Annotated in this window: 16 protein-coding genes; all 16 read left to right on the top strand. The window is 42.9% G+C overall.

The features are described from left to right. The first annotated feature begins 43 nt into the window (after nucleotides 1-43). A complete protein-coding gene (locus tag KDU71_RS08725; RefSeq protein WP_212189731.1) occupies nucleotides 44-1,468 on the top strand; it encodes a sulfatase in 1,425 nt (474 codons plus the stop codon). A 6-nt stretch (nucleotides 1,469-1,474) separates the two neighbouring features. Then, a complete protein-coding gene (locus KDU71_RS08720; RefSeq protein ID WP_212189729.1) occupies nucleotides 1,475-2,884 on the top strand; it encodes a sulfatase in 1,410 nt (469 codons plus the stop codon). Between the two features lie 98 nt (nucleotides 2,885-2,982). After that, nucleotides 2,983-4,413 carry an arylsulfatase gene (locus tag KDU71_RS08715; protein WP_212189727.1) on the top strand — a complete coding sequence of 477 codons (1,431 nt, stop codon included), beginning with the start codon at nucleotides 2,983-2,985 and terminating at the stop codon, nucleotides 4,411-4,413. Between the two features lie 194 nt (nucleotides 4,414-4,607). Then, nucleotides 4,608-6,116, top strand: a complete 1,509-nt coding sequence (locus tag KDU71_RS08710; protein ID WP_244828297.1) for a sulfatase family protein — start codon at nucleotides 4,608-4,610, stop codon at nucleotides 6,114-6,116. A 50-nt stretch (nucleotides 6,117-6,166) separates the two neighbouring features. Then, on the top strand, nucleotides 6,167-7,576 hold the full coding sequence (locus KDU71_RS08705) for a sulfatase family protein (RefSeq protein WP_212189725.1): 1,410 nt from the start codon (nucleotides 6,167-6,169) through the stop codon (nucleotides 7,574-7,576). Between the two features lie 12 nt (nucleotides 7,577-7,588). Next, nucleotides 7,589-9,082, top strand: coding sequence for a Gfo/Idh/MocA family protein (locus tag KDU71_RS08700; RefSeq protein WP_212189723.1), 1,494 nt, complete (start codon nucleotides 7,589-7,591; stop codon nucleotides 9,080-9,082). Between the two features lie 101 nt (nucleotides 9,083-9,183). Further along, a complete protein-coding gene (locus tag KDU71_RS08695) occupies nucleotides 9,184-12,351 on the top strand; it encodes a glycoside hydrolase family 2 TIM barrel-domain containing protein (protein ID WP_212189716.1) in 3,168 nt (1,055 codons plus the stop codon). Between the two features lie 160 nt (nucleotides 12,352-12,511). Continuing rightward, nucleotides 12,512-13,801 carry an SUMF1/EgtB/PvdO family nonheme iron enzyme gene (locus KDU71_RS08690; RefSeq protein WP_212189714.1) on the top strand — a complete coding sequence of 430 codons (1,290 nt, stop codon included), beginning with the start codon at nucleotides 12,512-12,514 and terminating at the stop codon, nucleotides 13,799-13,801. A gap of 11 nt (nucleotides 13,802-13,812) precedes the next feature. Continuing rightward, nucleotides 13,813-15,114 carry a Gfo/Idh/MocA family protein gene (locus tag KDU71_RS08685; protein ID WP_212189708.1) on the top strand — a complete coding sequence of 434 codons (1,302 nt, stop codon included), beginning with the start codon at nucleotides 13,813-13,815 and terminating at the stop codon, nucleotides 15,112-15,114. Nucleotides 15,115-15,406: 292 nt separating this feature from the next. Further along, nucleotides 15,407-16,024 carry a hypothetical protein gene (locus KDU71_RS08680; protein WP_212189707.1) on the top strand — a complete coding sequence of 206 codons (618 nt, stop codon included), beginning with the start codon at nucleotides 15,407-15,409 and terminating at the stop codon, nucleotides 16,022-16,024. A gap of 297 nt (nucleotides 16,025-16,321) precedes the next feature. Continuing rightward, on the top strand, nucleotides 16,322-17,851 hold the full coding sequence (gene gpmI / locus KDU71_RS08675) for a 2,3-bisphosphoglycerate-independent phosphoglycerate mutase (protein ID WP_212189706.1): 1,530 nt from the start codon (nucleotides 16,322-16,324) through the stop codon (nucleotides 17,849-17,851). A gap of 111 nt (nucleotides 17,852-17,962) precedes the next feature. Then, entirely contained in the window at nucleotides 17,963-18,628 is a 666-nt protein-coding gene (locus KDU71_RS08670) for a ferredoxin--NADP reductase (RefSeq protein WP_212189705.1), read from the top strand. A gap of 2 nt (nucleotides 18,629-18,630) precedes the next feature. Continuing rightward, nucleotides 18,631-19,674 (top strand): 23S rRNA (adenine(2503)-C(2))-methyltransferase RlmN, encoded by a 1,044-nt coding sequence (gene rlmN, locus KDU71_RS08665; protein ID WP_212189703.1) that lies wholly within the window; start codon nucleotides 18,631-18,633, stop codon nucleotides 19,672-19,674. A gap of 91 nt (nucleotides 19,675-19,765) precedes the next feature. Beyond that, nucleotides 19,766-20,086: a single-stranded DNA-binding protein gene (locus tag KDU71_RS08660; protein WP_212189701.1), complete on the top strand. Its 321-nt coding sequence runs from the start codon at nucleotides 19,766-19,768 to the stop codon at nucleotides 20,084-20,086. Between the two features lie 126 nt (nucleotides 20,087-20,212). Next, a complete protein-coding gene (locus tag KDU71_RS08655) occupies nucleotides 20,213-21,016 on the top strand; it encodes an outer membrane protein assembly factor BamD (RefSeq protein WP_212189699.1) in 804 nt (267 codons plus the stop codon). 217 nt (nucleotides 21,017-21,233) lie between these two features. After that, the coding region (locus KDU71_RS08650) for an Ig-like domain-containing protein (RefSeq protein WP_212189697.1) at nucleotides 21,234-21,988 on the top strand (755 nt) is incomplete at its 3' end.

Raw genomic sequence — 21,988 nt, 5'->3', positions numbered from 1 at the left:
TTAAATCTATCAACCTGAGAAATGTAATATAAAATCAGCCTAAATGAAAAAGCAAATAATCCTTATAATTGTCATAGTTGCACTAATGAATACATTCTTTGGCTGTGTTAATAGCTACTCTTCAGAACGTTCAAAGAAAAGTCCAAACATTATACTTATCAATATTGATGACATGGGATGGTGCGATGTTAGCTTTATGGGCTCTCAGTACTATGAAACACCTAACCTGGACGCACTGGCTAAAGACGGTATGATCTTCACTAATGCCTATGCTTCGGCATCGAACTGCGCTCCCAGCCGTGCCAATATGATGAGTGGCCAATGGCCTCAACGTCATGGCATTTACACTGTTGGTTCATCTGAACGTGGGAAAAATAACACACGGAAACTAATTCCAACAAAAAACAACGAGACTATACCTGAGGATAATATTCTCATCCCTGAGGTTCTGAAAAAAGCCGGGTATATTACCTGCCACTCAGGAAAATGGCATTTAAATAACGACCCCACTACCAAAGGTTTTGACATCAATATAGGTGGAAATCATTCTGGTAATCCCGGCAGCTATTATCCACCATACAGAAATGTACATTCGTTAACAGCTCCGGACGATGATTATTACCTTACCAACCTGATAATGGATAAAACACTTGAATTTCTTAACACAGTGCACGACCAACCGTTTTTCCTTTACTATTCACCCTATGCGGTCCATACACCAATACAACCCTATAAGCCCTTGCTAGAAAAGTACGAAGGTAAGCCTACATGGAACGGACAGAATAATCCCAACTATGCTACTATGGTTGAAAATCTGGATAAACAGATTGGACGAATGATTAAACAGTTAAAAACATCCGGACAACTAGATAATACCTTCATCCTGTTTACATCTGATAATGGGGGACACTATGGTGTCACTAAACAATGGCCCTTGAGATCAGGTAAAGGAGCTTACTACGAAGGAGGAATACGTGAACCAATGTTCGCCTATTGGAAAGGCAAAATTCCGGCGGGCACAAAATCTGAAACGCCAATAACTAATCTGGATTTCTACCCTACCATTTTGGACGTCGCCGGAATTTCCAAACCTATCAATAAAGTGCTGGATGGCCAATCCATGCTACCATTGCTGACAAAACAATCAGAAATGCCTCATAGACCTTTGTATTGGCATTTTCCAATATACCTTGAGGCTTATGCAAAAAACGACACCACTACCTTCGATCCTTTATTTCGCACTCGCCCGGGCTCGGCTATTCGTTATGGAGATTGGAAGCTAATTCAGTACTTTGAGAATAACGACTTTGAATTATATAACCTGAAAGATGATCTGAGTGAGCAAAGTAATCTGGCTCCCAGTAATCCGGAAAAAGTAAATGAATTACTGGAACTACTTGAAAAATGGCGAATAAGCACAAATGCACCAGTTCCAACTGAATTAAATCCGGAATATATACCAAATTAAAACATCATGAAGCTTATTGGAATCAAATACTTTAGTTTGCTTACACTTGCTCTTACTACAGTTATAACAGCATGTGGGGACAGACATCAAAAAGAAGGTGAAAGCCAACAACCTAACGTCATCATTCTTTTTTCGGATGATGCAGGATATGCCGATTTTAGCATGAATGGGAATCAGCTTATCAAAACCCCTAATATAGATGCCATCGCTAAAAATGGAATCACATTTACCAATGGTTATGTGAGTGGACCGGTATGCAGTCCCTCCAGAGCAGGTTTAATGACCGGACGTTATCAGCAGCGCTTCGGACATGAATGCAACTTGGGAGGCAACTATACTAAAGTTGATGAAGAGCTATTAGGTCTGCCTGTTGGAGAATTAACCATTGCCGATTTAATGAAACAAAGCGGCTATCGTACCGGAATGATAGGCAAATGGCATTTAGGTGAAAAACAACAGTTTCATCCTTGTAATCGTGGTTTCGATTACTTTTTTGGCATGCTTGGTGGCAGCTCGACTTATCACGCAGGTAAGGCCAGGTCAATCATTCGGAATTTTGAACAAGTCAACTATAAAGCTTTACCTTATTTGACTGATGCCTTTGGAGACGAAGCATGCAGTTTTATAGATGAAAACAAAGATCATCCTTTTTTCCTGTATGTATCCTTCAATGCACCTCATACGCCAATGCACGCTCGTCCTGATTACCTGGCAGAGGCTAAAAGCCTATTCGAAACAGAGCAACGAGCAATTAACGCCGCTATGACACGATCACTGGACGAGAATGTTGGAAAGGTGATGACTAAATTAAAACAACTGGATTTGGACAACAATACCTTGGTTTTCTTCACCAATGACAATGGAGGAGCCATGCCTTATAATGCTTCTTGTAATGATCCATTCTCAGGAACCAAAGGTACCTTTCTCGAAGGGGGAATTCATGTACCTTTTCTGGCTCAGTGGCCGGACGTAATTCCAGCAGGTACCAAGTATAATCAACCTGTTATCACGTTGGACATCTTAACTACTTCAATAGCCGCTGCAGGGGGCGAGTGCCCACCTGATAGAAAATATGACGGTGTTAACCTATTGCCATTTATTACACAACAAAGTAATAACATTCCGCATTCAGCTTTATACTGGCGTTTACAGCATCATGGAGCCATACGAAAAGGCGACTGGAAACTTATTTGGTTTGATGATCAAGCACCTCGTTTGTACAATCTTGATACCGACATCTCTGAGCAAACAGATTTAGCTGAGGAATATCCGCTTAAAACTAAGGAGTTATTAGATGACTTTAACCGTTGGCAAAAGGAGCTACAGGCACCAATATGGGTATCTGATCCTAAATGGAAAGAGCATTCAAGGCAGCGCTATGTTCAAACCTACGTTAATACATTAAAAAAGAAATAAAAAACTCTTCATCATACGGACAGACAAGCAAATAACATATGATATCATTATACTAAGAACAGAGTAATTTATAGACTAAAATACTAAATACATAAACAGTGAAACTACATCGTTACTTTAAAATTGCATTAGCAGTTCTTGCTGTTGGTACCATATTCATCAGCTGTGAGCAAAAGACTAAAAAACCTCAACAGCCAAACATCATTTATATTCTTGCCGATGACTTGGGATATGGTGATTTAAGCTGCTATGGACAAATCAAATTTGCAACACCAAACATCGATAAGCTGGCTGAACGGGGCATGCGCTTTACACAACACTACTCTGGCAGCACCGTTTGTGCGCCGTCGCGCAGTGCCTTAATGACCGGTCAGCACACTGGCCACACGTATATCCGTGGTAACAGAGAGCGCCAGCCCGAAGGACAACATCCATTAAAAGGTGATGCAGTTACCATTGCAGAGTTGTTTAAGCAAGCGGGGTACGCTACTGGCGCATTCGGTAAATGGGGATTGGGCTACCCAGGCTCAGAAGGCGATGCAAACAACCAGGGATTCGATACCTTTTTTGGTTACAACTGTCAGATGCTTGGCCACCATTACTATCCTTATTTCTTAAGAGCGAATCAGGACAGCCTTGTGTTAGAAGCCAATGCAGGCAAGCAAACAGGTATTTATGCCCCTAACCTGATCCATGAAAAAACTCTTCAGTTTATTGATGACCATAAAGATGAGCCATTCTTTTTGTATGTACCATCTATCATACCTCATGCCGAATTGTTTGCGCCGGAAAAATACATGAAACGCTTCCGTGGGAAGTTTGAACCTGAACATACCTATAAAGGTGTTGATGATGGACCTCGTTTCAGAAAAGGACCATATGGTTCACAAGCCGAATCGCATGCAGCCTTCGCCGCAATGATTACACTGTTAGATGATCAGGTTGGTGAGATTATGCACAAAGTAGAAGACTTAGGTTTAGCTGATAATACAATCATCATTTTCACATCAGACAATGGCCCGCATGTTGAAGGCGGTGCTCAACCAAACTATTTCAACAGCAACGGTCCGTTCAAAGGCTACAAAAGAGATTTATACGAAGGCGGCATCCGTGTGCCTTTTATTGCCAGTTGGCCTGGAGTTATTCCTGAAGGCACAACTTCCGATCATATCTCTGCTTTTTGGGATATGATGCCAACATTTGCAGAAATTACAGGTCAAAAAGCACCCAAAGGCATTGATGGTATTTCGATGCTGCCAACCTTAACCGGAAAAGGCAAACAAAAAGAGCATGATTTTCTGTACTGGGAATTCCATGTGTGGGGTGGCCGTAAAGCTTTAAGAATGGGCAATTGGAAAGCCGTTCAATATGGCATCAGTAAAAACCCTGAGGCGCCAATTGAGCTTTATGACTTATCGGCAGATCCAGGTGAAACAAATAACGTGGCAGATGAAAATCCTGAAATTATAAATAAGGTGAAGACTATCCTTAGCACTTGCAGAGTGGAATCAGACATCTTTAAGTTCTGACAAAAGGTAATAACACCATCGGAACACTAGAAGTGAAGTGCATTTTTCGAATAATTTCACTAAAACACAATGAGAAACAAATAAAAATATAACGAAAGAAGCACTGTTTTCATTTCGTTTTTAAAGAGAAGAAACGTATTTTTGATAAAAAATAAAAGTATATTATACTTTTATATAACTAATAACCGGAAATAATGATGAAGTACATTTTAATATTAAGTGGGATCATTTGTATGGCCATCCTTAATTCATGTTCAACACCATCCCAGCAAAACCCTAACATAGTAATCATTTATGCCGATGATTTAGGTATTGGTGATGTAAGTTGCTACCAATCCGGCACGCTCCCCACACCAGGTATTGATCAAATGGCAGCCGAGGGCTTAAAATTCACAAATGGATATGCAACTGCGGCAACCTGTACGCCCAGCAGATATAGTTTATTAACCGGTGAATATCCATGGAGAAATAACCGAGCTGCTGTGCTGGCCGGCAATGCTGCTTTATTGATAGATCCGAACTCCAACACCTTACCCAAACTTCTAAAAGATAATGGATATACCACGGGAGCTGTAGGTAAATGGCATCTGGGGCTTGGCGATGGTAATATTAACTGGAACGCGCCTATCACACTGGGTGCTAATGAAGTTGGTTTTGACTATTCTTACATCATGGCAGCTACCAATGACAGGGTACCAACGGTTTTTGTGGAAGATGGTGAGGTTGTTAATCTGGATAAGAACGATCCGATACTGGTAGACTACCGTAAAAACTTCGAAGGTGAACCAACCGGGAAAGATAATCCTGAGCTTTTAAAAGTTCACCCAAGCCATGGCCACGACATGAGTATCACCAATGGCATCTCGCGCATTGGATATATGAAAGGCGGAAAATCAGCCCTATGGGTAGACGAAAATATGGCTGACACTTTTTTGGATAAAGCAAAGCAATTCGTTAAGCAAAATCAAAGCAAACCCTTTTTCTTGTTTTATGCCCTGCATCAACCACATGTTCCTCGTGTACCACACCAGCGCTTTGCCGGTAAATCTGGAATGGGACCTCGCGGCGATGCAATTTTAGAAGCTGATTGGTGTGTGAGTGAGTTTCTTAAAGCACTCGATGAATTCGGTTTATCCGAAAACACATTGGTTATATTCTCGAGTGACAACGGACCAGTATTAGACGATGGCTATCAGGATGAGGCCAAAGAACTACTTGGAAATCATACACCATGGGGAAACTTGCGCGGTGGCAAATACAGCTTGTATGATGCCGGCACACATATTCCATTCATTACCCGATGGAAAGGGCAAATTAAACCAGGTGTATCCGATGCTTTAATATCACAGGTTGACCTTTATGGAAGCCTGGCAGAACTTTTACAATCAGAAAACAAACGGCCCGATAGCCATTCATTATTCGATGTACTCATTGGCAAATCAATCAACGGTCGCAACCACCATGTTACAGAAGGCTTACAAGGCCGATTAGCCTATCGCGAAGGCGACTGGGTAATGATACCACCTCACAAAGGAGGCAAAAAAATAAGCTGGGGTGTAGATATGGAAACTGGTTTCTCAATGCAACCTCAACTATACAATCTTAAGGACGATCCAAGTCAACAAAATGATTTGGCAGAAGAGTATCCGGAGAAAGTTGACCAGATGATGAAAAGCTTTGAGGCAATTAAATCGCGTAAATAAATGGGACTATATCATTTATTAGAGATAGTAATCATGCAAAACGAACTAAAATGAAACAACTCATTTCAATTCTTCTGTTTCTTATCGGTATTCAGATAATAGCTCAAGAAAATATAAATAAACCTAACATTATTCATATTTTGGCCGACGATGTTGGTTATGATGATTTGAGTTGTTTTGGTTCAAAGGATATTTCAACGCCCAACCTGGATGCATTAGCAGCCAAAGGAATGAAATTTACCAGCTTCTATGCTCCTCATGGCACTTGCACCCCTTCACGGGCTACTTTGTTAACCGGCCGCTATTCGCCACGCATCAATAATAATCAGGGGTTATTTGTACTCTTTCCACATTCTAAACACGGACTGGAAGATGAATTGGAAACAACCATTGCTGAGCTTTTAAAAGAAGAAGGGTATACCACCGGTTTATACGGCAAGTGGCATCTTGGTCATTTGCCACAGTACTTGCCTTGCGTACATGGTTTTGATGAGTTTTTAGGCATCCCCTATCCCAACGACCATGGACCCGAACGGATTGGCAACAGCGGCTGGCGGCCAAATGGCGTGAGCGATCCGGCTATTCCGTTGATTGAGCAGGCTCAAATAATAAAACGTTGCGATAACAATGATCTGGCTGAGCTCCCAGCGTTATTTACCCGTGAAGCCTGTAAGTTCATTTACAGAGCGATTAAGGAACAAAAAAAGCCTTTCTACCTTCAATATGCTAACATTGAAACGCATACGCCGTGGTTTGTTCCCAAAGGATTTGAAGGACGAAGCAAAGCGGCAGCCTATGGCGATGCGGTAGAGTACCTTGACACCTCTGTTGGCATTATTATGAACACACTAAAACGCTTAGGTATCGAAGACAATACCATCATTGTTTTTTCATCCGATAACGGTCCGTTGGTGCACCGCGACAAAGAACTGGAGAACTGCTATGGTAAATTTGGGTTTACCGATCCAGAGAGAAAACATATGCTGAGAGAAGGTAAATACCAGGAGCGTTACGATGGTGGCATACGTGTATCGTGCATCATGACCTGGGAAGGGCAAATACCAGCCGGTACAAGCTGTAACGAACCTATTGGCGCAATGGACTTATTCACCACTTTTGCGGAACTTGCAGGAGCTTCAGTTCCTAATGACCGGATAATTGATGGCAAGAATATCTGGCCACTGATGAGTGGTCAGCCCGGTGCAAAAACACCACACAAGGCCATCTATGGATTTAAGCCTAAAGGTGGAATATCAAGTATTCGCTACCAAAACTGGAAACTGGTTTTGGCAGGTAAGCACTGGACAGGCGAATTAAAAGAACATCACCTGTTTGATTTGTCTACTGATATTGGCGAAACAACCAACGTGGCTGACCAACACCCTAAACTGGTAAATCAATTAGTTAAAATGGCTAACGAGGCTGCCGAGGCAGTTCAAAATGATAAAAAACTAAATTAAATTCATACGATTATGGCATCCGACAGACGATCATTTCTTAAAAACATGGCCCTTGGGGCTGGCGTTGTTACAGCTGCTCCTCTAGCGGGCTGTTCAACAACAGGCACCAAAGAAAAAGAACAAGTAGCATACATACGAGAAAATGCAGAACGAGTTCCTAAAATGAACTTTAACATGTGTGGTTATGCAGCGCCAAAACTAAATACGGTGCGCGTTGGTTTCGTTGGTATCGGTGATAGAGGCACACCGGCTGTTAAACGCATGACACACATCGAAGGCGTTGAAGTGACTGCGATCTGCGACACACGTCAGGCAGCTATGGATGGTGCTCAAAAGATTTTGAGCGAAGCTGGATTACCTAAAGCAAAAGAGTTTACGGGTAGTGACACAGCCTTTACAGAGTTATGTAACAGCAATCTGGTGGACCTTGTTTACATTGCTACTCCCTGGGAATGGCACGTACCGGTAGCCATTGCCGCCATGAAAGGTGATAAGCACGCTGCTGTAGAGGTATCTACCGCCAAAACTATGGACGAATGCTGGGAAATGGTGGAAGTATCGGAGCAAACCAAGAAACACTGTGTCATTCTGGAGAATTGTTGCTACGACTTTTTCGAGCTGTTAACCCTTAACATGGCCCGTCAGGGGGTGTTTGGCGATTTAGTACACGGAGAAGGCGCTTACATCCACGACCTGGACTACTGGCATTTTAATAAGCCTCAGGATGACAAGCCGGGTGGCGATGGTGCATATGATAAGCTATGGCGTTTGCATGAAAACACACGCAAAGCCAATGTGTACCCAACGCACGGATTAGGCCCTATCTGTCAGGCCATGGATATCAACCGTGGCGATCGCATGGATTACCTGACGGCCATGATGTCGGATGACTTTACCCTGGCTAATCGCATCAAAGAATTAGCACCTGACCGTCCTGACCTGCAACAGTTTGTTGGCAAACAAATGCGCGGTAACATGGATATGCAGATGATACGCACCGTGAAAGGACGCACCATCATGATACAGCATGATATTAGCTCACCACGTCCCTACTCACGTATTCACATGTTGAGTGGAACTAAATGTTTTGCGCAAAAATGGCCATTGCAGCATATTGCTTTTGGTCATAGTGTGGCCGATGAAGCTAAAATGAAAGAGCTGTGGGATAAATATACCCCTGAAATTGTACGCCGTGTGGGTGAGATGGCTAAGCAAGTAGGTGGTCATGGAGGCATGGACTTTATCATGGACTGGCGCCTGATTGACTGTTTACGCAACGGTTTACCAATGGACATGGACGTGTATGATGCGGCAGCCTGGAGTTGTATCACGCCGCTGAGCGAATGGTCCATCGCCAATGGGTCAAAACCCATTAATGTACCCGACTTTACACGCGGTGCCTGGAAAACCAACAAGCCGGTTGAATTAACTCTTAAAGGTGGTGGTACCACAGGTGTTAGAAACTTGGCTGAGGCAGACTCAAAAGGACAATTATCTGTACATTAATTTAATAAGGCAGCAGGCTGCATAAGCCTGCTACCATTCTCTAAATAATTATATTATCCATATCATCTGGTAATTATCATATACTGGATTAATTCATTACTATGGCTAAACACTTTTTTGCATATTTATTGGTATTTGCTGGTATTTCAAACTTATGGCCGGCATTAGCCAATAACTCGAATGACTGGGAGAATCCCAAAATGTTTAATAAAAACAAAGAGGTTCCCCACGCATCATTCATGACCTTCTCGAACCTGCCAGATGCTTTAGCTAAGAAGCACGAAGCATCGGTTTATTACAAAAGTCTGAATGGTACCTGGAAATTCAACTGGGTAAGAAAACCGGCTGACCGGCCTGTCGATTTTTACAAACCATCCTTTGATGTCAGCGCGTGGGATAACATAAAAGTTCCCTCTAACTGGGAGCTTGAAGGTTATGGCATACCCATTTATTGTAATCATCAATACGAGTTTGCCAGCTATAAAGCGCCTGTTTCAGACGAGATCAAATATGTAGAAACCATCTACCCGGCTAATCCGGGTCAGGTACCTCATGACTATAATCCGGTTGGCTCCTACCGACGTTCGTTTACTGTGCCCGAAAACTGGGATGGCCGCCAGGTTTTTATTCAGTTTGGCGCTGTTAAATCGGCCTTCTACATTTGGATTAATGGACAGAAAGTAGGCTATAGCCAGGGCAGTAAAACCGAAGCCGAATGGGACATTACCAAGTACCTGCAAAAAGGCGAAAACACCGTTGCCGTTGAAGTATATCGCTGGAGTGACGGCTCTTACCTGGAATGTCAGGACTTCTGGCGCATCAGCGGGATAGAGCGTGATGTATTTATCTACTCAACCCCTAAAGTGCGTATTCGCGACTTCTTTGTTAAAGGAGATTTGGACGAAAACTACACAAATGGTCAGTTAATGATTGACGTTGACCTGAAAAATCACACAAAGGGACTTCGTGCTGGCAACTATAAGCTGACTTACATGCTGTTTGACCACAATCAGAAAGTTATAGCCAGCGAAACAACTACAGCTAAAATCAATAAAAAAGCTGATTTAAAGCTGCATTTTGAAAAGGCCATCGATAATCCGTTAAAATGGACCGCCGAAACGCCTAACCTTTACACCATAGTATTGCAACTTGAGGATACCAAAGGCAATAAGGAATATGTATCAGCCAAAACAGGTTTCCGAAAAGTGGAGATCATCGATGATATTTTCTACATCAATGGTGTTGAGGTATTGATTAAAGGCGTTAACCGGCATGAGCATAACCAAACGACCGGTCATGTGGTGAATGAGGAAGACATGCTTCATGAAGTAAAACTCATGAAACAATTCAACATTAACGCGGTGCGCAACTCACACTACCCTACTCATCCACGCTTTTACGAGCTTTGCGATGAATACGGCCTGTATGTAACCGACGAGGCCAACATTGAATCACACGGCATGTATTACGGAAAATATTCATTGGCTAAAAATCCTGAATGGAAAGAAGCACACCTAGACCGCAATATGCGCATGGTAGAGCGCAGCAAAAACCACCCATGTATCATTGTGTGGTCAATGGGTAATGAGGCAGGCGACGGCGAGAACTTCACAGCTGTGTATGACTGGATTAAGCACCGCGACCCTTCACGTCCGGTACATTATGAACGTGCTGAGATGCGTGAAAACACAGATATATTCTGCCCTCAATACCCGGGCGTTCGCTATCTTAAACACTATGCTTCGAAACACCAGACTAAGCCAATGATTATGAGTGAATACTCTCATGCCATGGGCAACAGTACGGGTAACCTGGCCGATTTATGGGACGTTATTTACGACCGCAACAACCGCCAGTTGCAAGGTGGCTACATCTGGGATTGGATTGATCAGGGCTTACTGGAGTACGATGAAGAAGGACGCCCATATTGGACCTACGGAGGCGACTATGGTGAGAACATGCCGACAGATGACAACTTTGTATGTAACGGTATCATTTTCCCCGATATGACGCCACAACCAGGCTTCTGGGAAGTAAAATACGCCTATCAGTATGTGCGCTTCTCAAATGAGGGTCTGCCATTTGGTCAGTACAAAATCTCCAACTATCATGACTTTATCAACCTGGATAACTATGATATTCGCTGGAGCATCTCCGAAAACGGAAAAGAAATCCATCATGGTTTTGTGGATGTTTCATTAAATCCGCACCAAAGCCAGGTAATTGAAATTCCTTCTGCCCCAATTAAGGGTCAACCGGAATGCGAGTATTTCATCGATTTCTCGGTACGACTGAAGCAAGGTGTTTCCTTACTCCCTGAAGGTTTTGAAGTAGCTCACGAGCAATTCACCTACCCGGTTCCGGTGCATCCAATTGCTCCTTTTGAGCAATATGCTAAGCTTAAAGTCGATGAAAATGATGCGCTGATTCGTGTTGATGGACAAAACTTCAGCATTGCATTCAGTAAACAAGAAGGTACCATCTCACAATGGACTGTTAACGGAACCGACTTAATTCAGAAAGGTCCCGCCATTAATTTCTGGCGCGCCCCTAACGACAATGACAAAGGCAGCAACATGATTAAGCGTCTGGGTATATGGCGTGAGGCCAGCCAATCGGTAAAAGTGACTGGCATCAATGTTGAGGAAGCGACCAACTACAAGGCCATTGTTAATGTAAGCTACTCAATTGAAGCCATCGAATCGACGCAAACGGTGAGTTACGAAGTATTGGGCAATGGTAAAATCATTGTTACCAATAAGCTTCAATTAGGCAAAGATGACTTGCCTGCTCTTCCTCGCTTTGGCATGCGTATGGAAATGCCTGTTGAGTTCGATAATCTGAAGTTCTTTGGACGAGGCCCACACGAAAACTATTGGGACCGAAACCGTAGTGCATTTGTTGGCTATTACGAAAGCAAAGTAGCTGAGCAATACGTGCCCTATGTGCGTCCGCAGGAGAATGGTTACAAAACTGATGCACGCTGGTTTGAGTTGCGAAACAATAACGGTTGGGGTGTAAAGATCAGTGGCATGCCAACCTTAGGTTTCTCGGCACTGCACAACCCAATCGAAGATTTCGATCAGGAAACACACGATGAGTACAAACACCTCAACGACATCGTTAAGAAGGATGGCGTATACCTCACATTCGATTTGAAACAGATGGGTGTGGCAGGCGATAACTCATGGGGAGCTACTCCATACGAGCAATATACCTTGCCCGCCGAAAACTATGAGTTTAAATTCAGTATCGAACCTGTTTTTTAATAAATAGACAAAAGGTTATATATTTCACAAAAGAGTCTGGTTATTATTAATCAGGCTCTTTTGCCGTTAATAATTTAGGGGAGATATGCCAATTGGGTGTTATACTTTTAAAGTCCTTCTCGAATAAATACTATTTTTGAACGGAGATAAACAAATAATAATGAAAAAGGGGGTAGTTCGACTTTTATTATTGAGCATTGTGCTTGTTTTACTAAGCTTCTTATTAAAGAAAGCCGACCATTACACCTCTACCGACTCCTATTGCAACAGCTGTCATGTGCACGAGCATGCCCATAGCTCTTGGCTGCAATCGCCACACAATCACACTGCCGAACAAAAAGTACATTGCATTGATTGCCACCTGCCACCCAAAGGGCAAGGTTTTTATAAGGAAAAAGCAAAGGCTGGTATTCGCGACATCTATGCCTTTTATTTTAAGGACTCAACTGATTTTAACTGGCAACAAAAGTCGCAGGTTGAATTTGCCAAACACCATACCTACAAAGAATCCTGTATCCACTGTCATCCCAAGCTATTCCCTGTTGAGCTGTCAGAAAACGGTGAGTTGGCCCATTGGCATTATCAGCAAAATGAAAAGGAGATGCATTGCATCCAATGCCACATGAATGTGGGGCACGGAACCGATAAAAAAGCCAGCCATAACTACAAGCTATTAACCAACGAACATAAGCAGGACACCATCTACGCTATGGCTGCAGACATTCATTCATTCCGGGCGTTTACCGAAACCGTACCCGGAAGTGATGTTTCCTTCAGGATGCTGCCCGTGCAGGGAGAAAACAAGCAGGACAACAGCTCCACCTCTATCGAATCCTTTTTTATAGGAGAGATGGAAGTCAGCTGGGACGAATATCTGCTATTCCTCTCCGAAACCGAATCAGAAGGACGCTCTGACCATACCGAAGTGGATGGCATATCCGGAGCTACACCGCCGTGGGGCAATCCCGATCAGGGATGGGGATTAGGAACCCGACCAGCCATTACCATGACTCATCATGCGGCAATCGTTTACTGCCAATGGCTATCGCAAAAAACAGGTAAAAACTACCGCCTGCCCACCGAAGCCGAATGGGAACATGCTGCCCAAAAGGCAATTGAAAACCAAACCCTGAACAATCAACTCGTCAATACAAACAAAACAAAAACCACAGAGCCAGATAATATTCAACCCGATGCCATTGGCGCACGTCACCTGTTTGGCAATGTAAAAGAGTTCTGTTCCGACGCGTTTGAAAATAACAGTAAGGAATTTGTTATCAAGGGCGGCTCATTCAAATCGGATATTAATGAGTTAAGCCCGACCTATCGTGAATCGACACAACACGACAATTGGTTGAAAACCGATCCGCAGATACCTAAAAGCATCTGGTGGTATTCCGATTGCAACGATGTGGGATTTAGAGTTGTACTTAGCTATCAAGCAAAATAAAACAGTTAGATATGAGCAAGCATACACGTCGCGATTTTATCAACAAAACGGTTCTGGCCGGAGGATTTGCTTTGGCCGCTGGTGCAATAAGCTGTCGTAAACAAAAGCAGACTTTTGATTTGCCCCATACAGCACCAGATGGACCGGTACTAAAGGCTGGTTTGGTCGGTTGTGGTTCGCGCGGAACGGGTGCAGCTCTTAACTTTTTAGACGCCGGGCCCTCGCTGGAACTGGTGGCTCTGGGCGATGTATTTGATGACAAGCTGCAAAAGTGTCGTGCCAATATTAAAAAAGAAAGAGGCATTGAAATAGACGCTGAGAAATGCTTTGTGGGCTTTGATGCCTTTGAAAAAGTGATTGATGCCGGAGTTGATATTGTCCTATTGGCCACACCTCCTTACTTCCGGCCAGAGCACTTTGAGGCAGCCGTTAAAGCCGGCAAGCACATTTTCATGGAAAAACCGGTTGCCGTAGATCCTGCCGGCATTCGCTCAATCCTTATTAATGGCATGCGTGCCAAAGAAATGGGCCTATCGGTGGTGACCGGCACCATCAAAAGGCACCAGGTTGACTATCTGGCGACTTACGAGAAAGTATCGCAGGGAGCCATTGGTGAGATTGTGGCCGGTAACTGTTACTACAATCAGGGCAAACTGTGGCACGTTAATCCACGCGCCGAATGGAGCGAAATGGAAGCGATGATTCGCAACTGGGTGAACTGGTGCTGGCTATCGGGCGACCACATTGTGGAGCAACACATTCATAACATCGACCTGATGAACTGGTTCATTGGCTCTCATCCGCTGAAGGCAACGGGCTTTGGCAGCAGGCAACGTCGCACTACGGGCGACCAGTACGATAATTTCAGTGTCGATTACATCTATCCAGATAATGTGCATGTGCACAGCATGTGCCGCCAAATAAATGGTTGCTCTACTAATGTAACTGACAACATCAGGGGAACACATGGTTACACCAATTGCGAAAACACCATCTTTAGTCCTCAGGGCGAAGTACGCTGGAAATTTCCATTGACCGAAGAGCAAGAACAGGATCGCTGGCATTTCTTCTGGCGCGCTTTTGTACAGGAACACATCGATTTGGTAACGGCCATCCGCAACAAGCAACCTATCAACGAAGCACAACAAATAGCCGAATCCACCCTCACTGCCATTATGGGGCGCATATCTGCCTACACGGGTAAAGTGGTTACCTGGGATGAACTGCTCAACAGTGAGCTTAAACTTGGCCCTAAACATTTTGTGATGGGTGATGTGAACATCAGTAAAACCATACCAGTACCCGGTCAATAATGGATAAGCATACAATCACCTGCACACATTGCAACTCCATCTTTGATAAAGATGAATTACAAAGAAGCTGTTGCAACTGCTTCTGTTGCACCGGTTGCGAGATATACATATGTGCCAGCTGCCAGCAGGAGATAGTTATAGCCCCCATAGGTCAACCACCAGGCTACACAAGGAACCCTCCTCCGCCAAACACCTCCTGTCCAAATAATTAATAACATTTTGCAAAAAATGTTAATCCTCTTTTTTTGGCACATTTTTTATTGATTCATCACCAAACAATTAAAATAAAACAATGATGAAGTCAATTCAAAGTATTTTTATCGCACTGGGTATTTTAGTGAGTGTTTCGGTGCAAGGAGGAGAGAGAGGTTTAATTGAAGTATTCAACCACGCCAATTCAGGACAGTCAATCATCTCAGTCATTAACACTGGATATAGCTACAATAACCTTAAGTTGGTATGTAACACAACTGGCGAATCATTTATTCAGGAATCTATTGAAAACACCCCAAATTTCCAGAAACTTGTTGATCTAAAAACCTTAAAAGACGGCGATTACACCGTTGAACTGGAAGGTAACGGAGAGTCTGTTCAAAAGAAGATTAATGTACAGTATGGCGAATTAAGAAACGCCGACCTGGCAAAAGATATTTTCGAAGAAACCAAGAACATGAAGTTCTTCCTGGATGACAAGAAGGAGAAACTTACGGTAAGCTACATAAATCCGGATAAAGATGAGCTAACCATTAAGCTTGTAAACATGGACACCAACAAGGTGGTTGAGCGTATCAAAGGAAGCAGTAACATCGCTTACTCAAACATCATTGAGGTAGATCACTTAAGAAAAGGAAACTACAGGACAACACTTATTTCGGGTGATACTTCTTACCATTTTGATTTTACTCGATAAGCTTAAAAAGACTTGTAACAGAGTATAAAGAAATTTAAAAACCGAAATAGCAATGTTTCGGTTTTTTTTGGCATTCAAAGCAAATGAAATCATCGGCCACGAAATATTAAAGCTTTTTAACGTTTATCGCAATCCCAGCAATAAACTAACTACACCTTTGCTTGTTTACTTGTAGATAGTTAAATATCACCCACAGGAACTGCCAAACCTTTTAATTTCCTGTTAATTTATCTATTTTTGCGCCGTTTTATTCGACGATTATAAAGTAAAAACAGAAAAAGATTTAAATATTATCACATGAGCAAGAAAACGATTTTGATTATCCTTGATGGATGGGGATATGGAGACCATTCGAAATCAGATGGTATCTTCACAGGTGAAACACCATATTTCGATAGCTTGGTTAAGAACTATCCAAACTCCAAACTGCAAGCTTCGGGCGAGAACGTGGGTTTACCTGACGGACAGATGGGTAACAGCGAAGTGGGTCACTTAAACATTGGTGCCGGACGCGTTGTATATCAGGATTTAGTAAAGATTAACCGTGCTTGTGCAGACGGAAGTATTGCTCAAAACCCTGAAGTGGTTAAAGCCTACACATATGCCAAAGAAAATGGCAAAAAGATTCACTTCCTAGGTTTGTTATCTAAAGGTGGGGTGCACTCAAGCCAGGAGCACCTGTATAAACTATTAGATATTGCTAAAGAATACGGCATCGAAGAGCGTGCTTTTGTTCATGCTTTCATGGATGGCCGCGACACCGACCCTAAAAGCGGTAAAGGCTTTATGACTGAATTACTTCAGCACATGGAAAAATCAGGTGGACAAGTTGCTTCAGTAATTGGCCGCTACTACGCCATGGACCGCGATAAGCGCTGGGAGCGTGTGAAAGAAGCATACGACCTGATGGTGAACGGAACAGGTAAAGCCACTACTGATATCATCGCAGCCATTGATGAATCATACGCCAATGGTGTAACCGATGAGTTTATCAAAGCGCTTAGCCACGTGGATGCTAACGGAAAACAAGTTGGTACTATCCAGGAAGGTGATGTAGTGGTATTCTTTAACTTCCGCAACGACCGTGCCCGCGAAATCACTCAGGTGTTAACACAGGAGGACATGCCTGCTGAAGGTATGAAGACCATTCCATTGCACTACTGCACCATGACGCCTTATGATGCAACTTTTAAAGGAATGCATATTTTATACGATAAGGATAATGTAACCAATACCATTGGTGAGGTGGTTGCCAATAATGGCCTTAAACAACTACGTATTGCCGAAACAGAGAAATATGCTCACGTAACTTTCTTCTTCTCAGGTGGCCGCGAGGCTGTATACGAAGGCGAAGACCGCATATTGGTGAACTCACCAAAGGTGGCTACTTACGACCTGCAACCTGAAATGAGTGCCTTCGAGGTGAAAGATAAGATTGTAGCTGAGCTAAATCAGAACAAATACGATTTCATCGCCTTGAACTATGCTAATGGCGATATGGTTGGTCACACCGGTGACTACGATGCCATTATGAAAGCGGTTAAAGCGGTGGACGACTGTCTGGAAGCAACTGTGGAAGCTGCTAAAGCCAACGGTTACGAAGCCATCATTATTGCTGACCACGGTAATGCTGATAACGCGATTAACGCTGATGGGTCCCCAAACACGGCCCACTCACTAAACCCGGTTCCTTTTATTTGGGTAACCGAGCGTCAGGGTGATATCAAAGATGGTATTTTGGCCGATGTGGCACCTTCATTGCTTCGCCTGATGAACTTGGAGCAACCAGAAGAAATGACTGGTGAATCACTGATTGAATTGAAGTAAGACTCAAACAATTGATTTGATATAAAGGCAACTCGTAAAGGGTTGCCTTTCTTTTTATCTGTTATTGGCAAACAATAGGTGTTCAAGCGTGTTTCATACAAAAATCAAGTAATGAATCAGCACAAACGCAAGGAGCTTCAAGCCGTAAAGGTCATTAGCAATCAACTATTGGCAACGAATGTTCACCATATTAAACTGGAGAAACCTTTTTCTTTCCAGGCCGGACAAGTAGTTGCCCTGACTATGCATCCCACTGATGAGCCTCGCCTCTACTCCATCGCCTCCGGAACCAGCCAAGCTTACCTGGGCATCCTGTTTGATGTGAAGCCCGACGGTGAATTAACGCCTCCATTATCAAAGGTGAAACCCGGTGACACCTTATATATATCAGCGCCGTTTGGAAAGTTTTTATGCAAAGAGCAGCCCGCTACCTGGATAGCCACCGGTACCGGCATCGCCCCTTTCATCTCGCTGGTTGAATCAGGTTTAGCCAATAACATCGCTTTGCTGCATGGCGCCCGCACCATCGATAAATTCTATTTCCAGGATGAGCTTCAGGATAAACTTGGTGAAAACTACCTTAGGTTTTGCACCACCGAATCGGGCCCACAGATAATGGAAGGCCGGCTGACCAACTATTTGGAAAATGCTACCAATCTGCCAACCAATAATAAATACTATCTTTGTGGCGGTTCGCAAATGGTGATTGATGTACGCGAAATACTGATTGCGAAAGGCGTTCCTTACGACAATATTATAGCAGAAATATATTTTTAGAGATGAGCAAAGAGGCACTATACGGTAAAACACTGAGTGAGTTAAAGGTTTGTGTGACAGAATTGGGTTTACCCGCATTCACCTCCAAGCAAATAGCCGACTGGTTGTATAAAAAGCATGCAACCTCCATTGAAGACATGACCAACCTGTCGAAAAAAGCCAGGCTTCAACTAAGCGAAAACTATGAAGTGGGTTTAACGCCGCCGCAATCCTTTCAAGAGTCGGTGGATGGCACCAAAAAGTACCTGTTTCAAACGCATAGCCAGCAGTTTATTGAAGCGGCCTATCTGCCCGAGGAAAACAGAAACACCCTTTGCATCTCATCTCAGGTTGGCTGTAAAATGGGCTGCCTGTTCTGCATGACGGCTCGTCAGGGCTTTCAGAAAAACCTGAGCAGCAACGAAATACTCAACCAGATAGCCAGCTTGCCCGAGCGCGATACCTTAACCAATGTGGTGTACATGGGCATGGGCGAACCAATGGACAACATCGAAAATGTGCTGAAAAGTCTCGAAATTATCACTGCCGATTGGGGCTATAGCTGGAGTCCGCGCCGCATCAATGTCTCTACCATAGGAGTAGTGCCTGCCATGCGCCGTTTCATCGAAGAGTCCGAAGCTCACCTGGCCATCAGCCTGCACTCACCTTTCAACGAAGAGCGTAAACAGTTGATGCCCATAGAGAATGTTTATACAGCCGAAAAAGTGATTGAAGCATTGCGTGATTACGATTTTGGCCGCCAGAGACGCATTTCATTTGAATACATCATGTTTAAGGGCGTTAACGACTCTCCTCAACACGTAAAAGGCCTGCTACAACTACTCAACGGAATAAAATGCCGTATTAATCTTATCCATTTCCACCCTATTCCTGACTCGCCACTTAAAGGAAGTGACTATAAAACCATGGAAATGTTTCGCGATAAGCTTTCGCAGAAAGGGATTACCACCACCATCAGAAAATCGCGCGGCGAAGATATTTATGCCGCCTGCGGTTTATTATCAACGAAGAAACTGGTTCAGAAGGATACAGAACAAGACTACTAACCTAAAGCATTTTCCTGCAAGCTATTGACATTCATAATTAAGCTTTTTAGATTTATCAATAATTAAAATTCCAATAACCAAATCTAAAAAAATGCTTAAACTAATTTTGAACGGAACAGTCGGAAAAGATGCTGACGTGATGGATGTAGGCAACCGAAAAGCCATTAACTTCAATGTAGCCGTTTCAATGGACTACAAAAATACACAAGGCGAAAAAGTAGAACGCACCGAATGGGTGAAAGCCGTTCTGTGGCGCAGTGAAAAGCAAAGTACAAAAATTGCCGATTACTTAAAAAAAGGTCAAAAAGTATTGATAGAAGGTATACCCGGAAGCGAAGGCTACCAGTCTAAAGATGGACACATCAAGGCATCATTGCACGTTAACGTCAAAGATATTGAACTCTTAAATTAAGCCATTAATGAATTGCAAAGGCTGCCCCCATTGAAGCGTACAGTCTTTGCTATTCAATGTTTCCAGCCCATTCATACCAGCTCTTTCATAAATCTTTGTATTTTTGAATACAAAACAATTTGTGGTATGAAGATCCTATCGATTACATTATTTGTGGCCCTTTTATTCGCTTCGTGTGGCCCCAATAAGCAAGAACTGGCTAAAGCAAAATATAACAGAGCAGAACAACTGTTTGCTGACAAGAATTTTAACGATGCAAAGCTGGAAATTGATTCGATTGCCGAACTCTACCCCGGACAAATTGAATATATCACACGTGGCAACGATCTGTTACGTAAAATTACCATAGAAGAACAAAAGCAGAATAAAGTTTTTTTGGACAGCATGCTTCAGACAAAACGAGCAGAGCTGGAACCATTAATGAAAAATTTTATTGAATCATCAGATTATGGTGCAAAGAAAATACTGATACACAAACGCCAAAAGCCCGAAAACTCATACGGAAGAACATACCTAAGAGCTCATCTTGATTTGGAAGGCAACTTCTATATATCCAGCAGATACACTGGCACTGATAGAATATACCATGATCAGATAAAAGTATATTTCAGCGGTAACGAAGCACTAAGTGAAGTAGTTCCTGAGGATGGCTTCAACAACCGTCATTTTGAGGACGGCGAAAACCAATGGGAAGTCATTAATTTTAAAGATGGAAAGGATAATGGTGTCATTGACTTTATTGCACAAAATGCCAATCAATCAATTAAAGTGCAGTTCAGAGGTAAAAAATACTACTACATTGTGATGGAGAAATTTGACAAGGAGGCCATACGCGATGGCTACGAAATTTCTTTCGTATTAAAAGAAATCAAACGCATTGAAGAAGAACTGAACAAAGTAAAAGCTGAACTAAATCGCTTAAATGCGTAAACTAAGCATAAGACAGCCATACTGCTGCATGAATTTGCAGCAGTTTTTGCACACTCCTACTACAATTAATTCCCTAATTCACAAGCGTTACAAATTACAAAAGCTACAATCCTATACTTTCACAATCATTTTTAGTCCTTTCATCAAAAAAGTAGGCTAAAAGGTATAAACCTTAATAACTTTAGCTAATTAGTTTTACTCACAAAACTACATTAGCATGCAAACCACTACCCCAATTAACAAGTTATGCAAAATAACTTGTTTAGCTTTTTTCGCCATATTATTGCCAGCTTTAGCTGTTGGGCAAAATCCTGTTGCCAATGATGATGCTGCAACAGTAAATGAAGGTGCTGCCGTCACAATTGACCTAACTGACAATGATACCGATGCTGACGGAATTAATGTTACAACCGTATCATTGGGAGCTGCCACAAACGGCAGCCTCTTAAACAATAATGACGGAACGGTTACCTACACACACGATGGCTCTGAAACTACATCAGACAGCTTTACATACACGGTTAATGACAATACTGGTGCCACTTCAAATTCTGCAACAGTTAATATTACCATTACTCCTCAGAACGATGCGCCGGTTGCCAACAATGATGCTGCGACTGTGAACGAAGGAGCATCCGTTACTATTGACCTGACCGATAATGATACCGATGCTGATGGCACCATTAACAATGGCTCTGTTTCTGTAGGAACGGCAAACAACGGAACCATTGTCAATAATGGTAATGGAACAGTTACTTATACCCATGACGGTTCGGAAACTACCAGTGACAGCTTCACCTATACCGTTAACGATAACAACGGAGCCACATCAAATACCGCAACTGTTAACATTACCATTACGCCTCAGAACGATGCACCAGTTGCCAATAATGATGCGGCCACGGTTAACGAAGGAGCTTCGGTTACCATTAACCTGACAGGCAACGATACAGATGCTGATGGCACCATTAA

It is taken from the genome of Carboxylicivirga sediminis (assembly GCF_018156225.1).
GTDB lineage: Bacteria > Bacteroidota > Bacteroidia > Bacteroidales > Marinilabiliaceae > Carboxylicivirga > Carboxylicivirga sediminis.
The sequence above is the reverse complement of the archived record's forward strand: the minus strand, read 5'-3'. Positions and strand labels throughout refer to the sequence as shown.

Bases quoted from the DNA above. Each gene is read 5' to 3' on its own strand.
- KDU71_RS08725 (WP_212189731.1), top strand. From the start codon at position 44: ATGAAAAAGCAAATAATCCTTATAATTGTCATAGTTGCACTAATGAAT.
- KDU71_RS08720 (WP_212189729.1), top strand. From the start codon at position 1,475: ATGAAGCTTATTGGAATCAAATACTTTAGTTTGCTTACACTTGCTCTT.
- KDU71_RS08710 (WP_244828297.1), top strand. From the start codon at position 4,608: ATGATGAAGTACATTTTAATATTAAGTGGGATCATTTGTATGGCCATC.
- KDU71_RS08705 (WP_212189725.1), top strand. From the start codon at position 6,167: ATGAAACAACTCATTTCAATTCTTCTGTTTCTTATCGGTATTCAGATA.
- KDU71_RS08700 (WP_212189723.1), top strand. From the start codon at position 7,589: ATGGCATCCGACAGACGATCATTTCTTAAAAACATGGCCCTTGGGGCT.
- KDU71_RS08695 (WP_212189716.1), top strand. From the start codon at position 9,184: ATGGCTAAACACTTTTTTGCATATTTATTGGTATTTGCTGGTATTTCA.
- KDU71_RS08690 (WP_212189714.1), top strand. From the start codon at position 12,512: ATGAAAAAGGGGGTAGTTCGACTTTTATTATTGAGCATTGTGCTTGTT.
- KDU71_RS08685 (WP_212189708.1), top strand. From the start codon at position 13,813: ATGAGCAAGCATACACGTCGCGATTTTATCAACAAAACGGTTCTGGCC.
- KDU71_RS08680 (WP_212189707.1), top strand. From the start codon at position 15,407: ATGATGAAGTCAATTCAAAGTATTTTTATCGCACTGGGTATTTTAGTG.
- gpmI (WP_212189706.1), top strand. From the start codon at position 16,322: ATGAGCAAGAAAACGATTTTGATTATCCTTGATGGATGGGGATATGGA.
- KDU71_RS08670 (WP_212189705.1), top strand. From the start codon at position 17,963: ATGAATCAGCACAAACGCAAGGAGCTTCAAGCCGTAAAGGTCATTAGC.
- rlmN (WP_212189703.1), top strand. From the start codon at position 18,631: ATGAGCAAAGAGGCACTATACGGTAAAACACTGAGTGAGTTAAAGGTT.
- KDU71_RS08660 (WP_212189701.1), top strand. From the start codon at position 19,766: ATGCTTAAACTAATTTTGAACGGAACAGTCGGAAAAGATGCTGACGTG.
- KDU71_RS08655 (WP_212189699.1), top strand. From the start codon at position 20,213: ATGAAGATCCTATCGATTACATTATTTGTGGCCCTTTTATTCGCTTCG.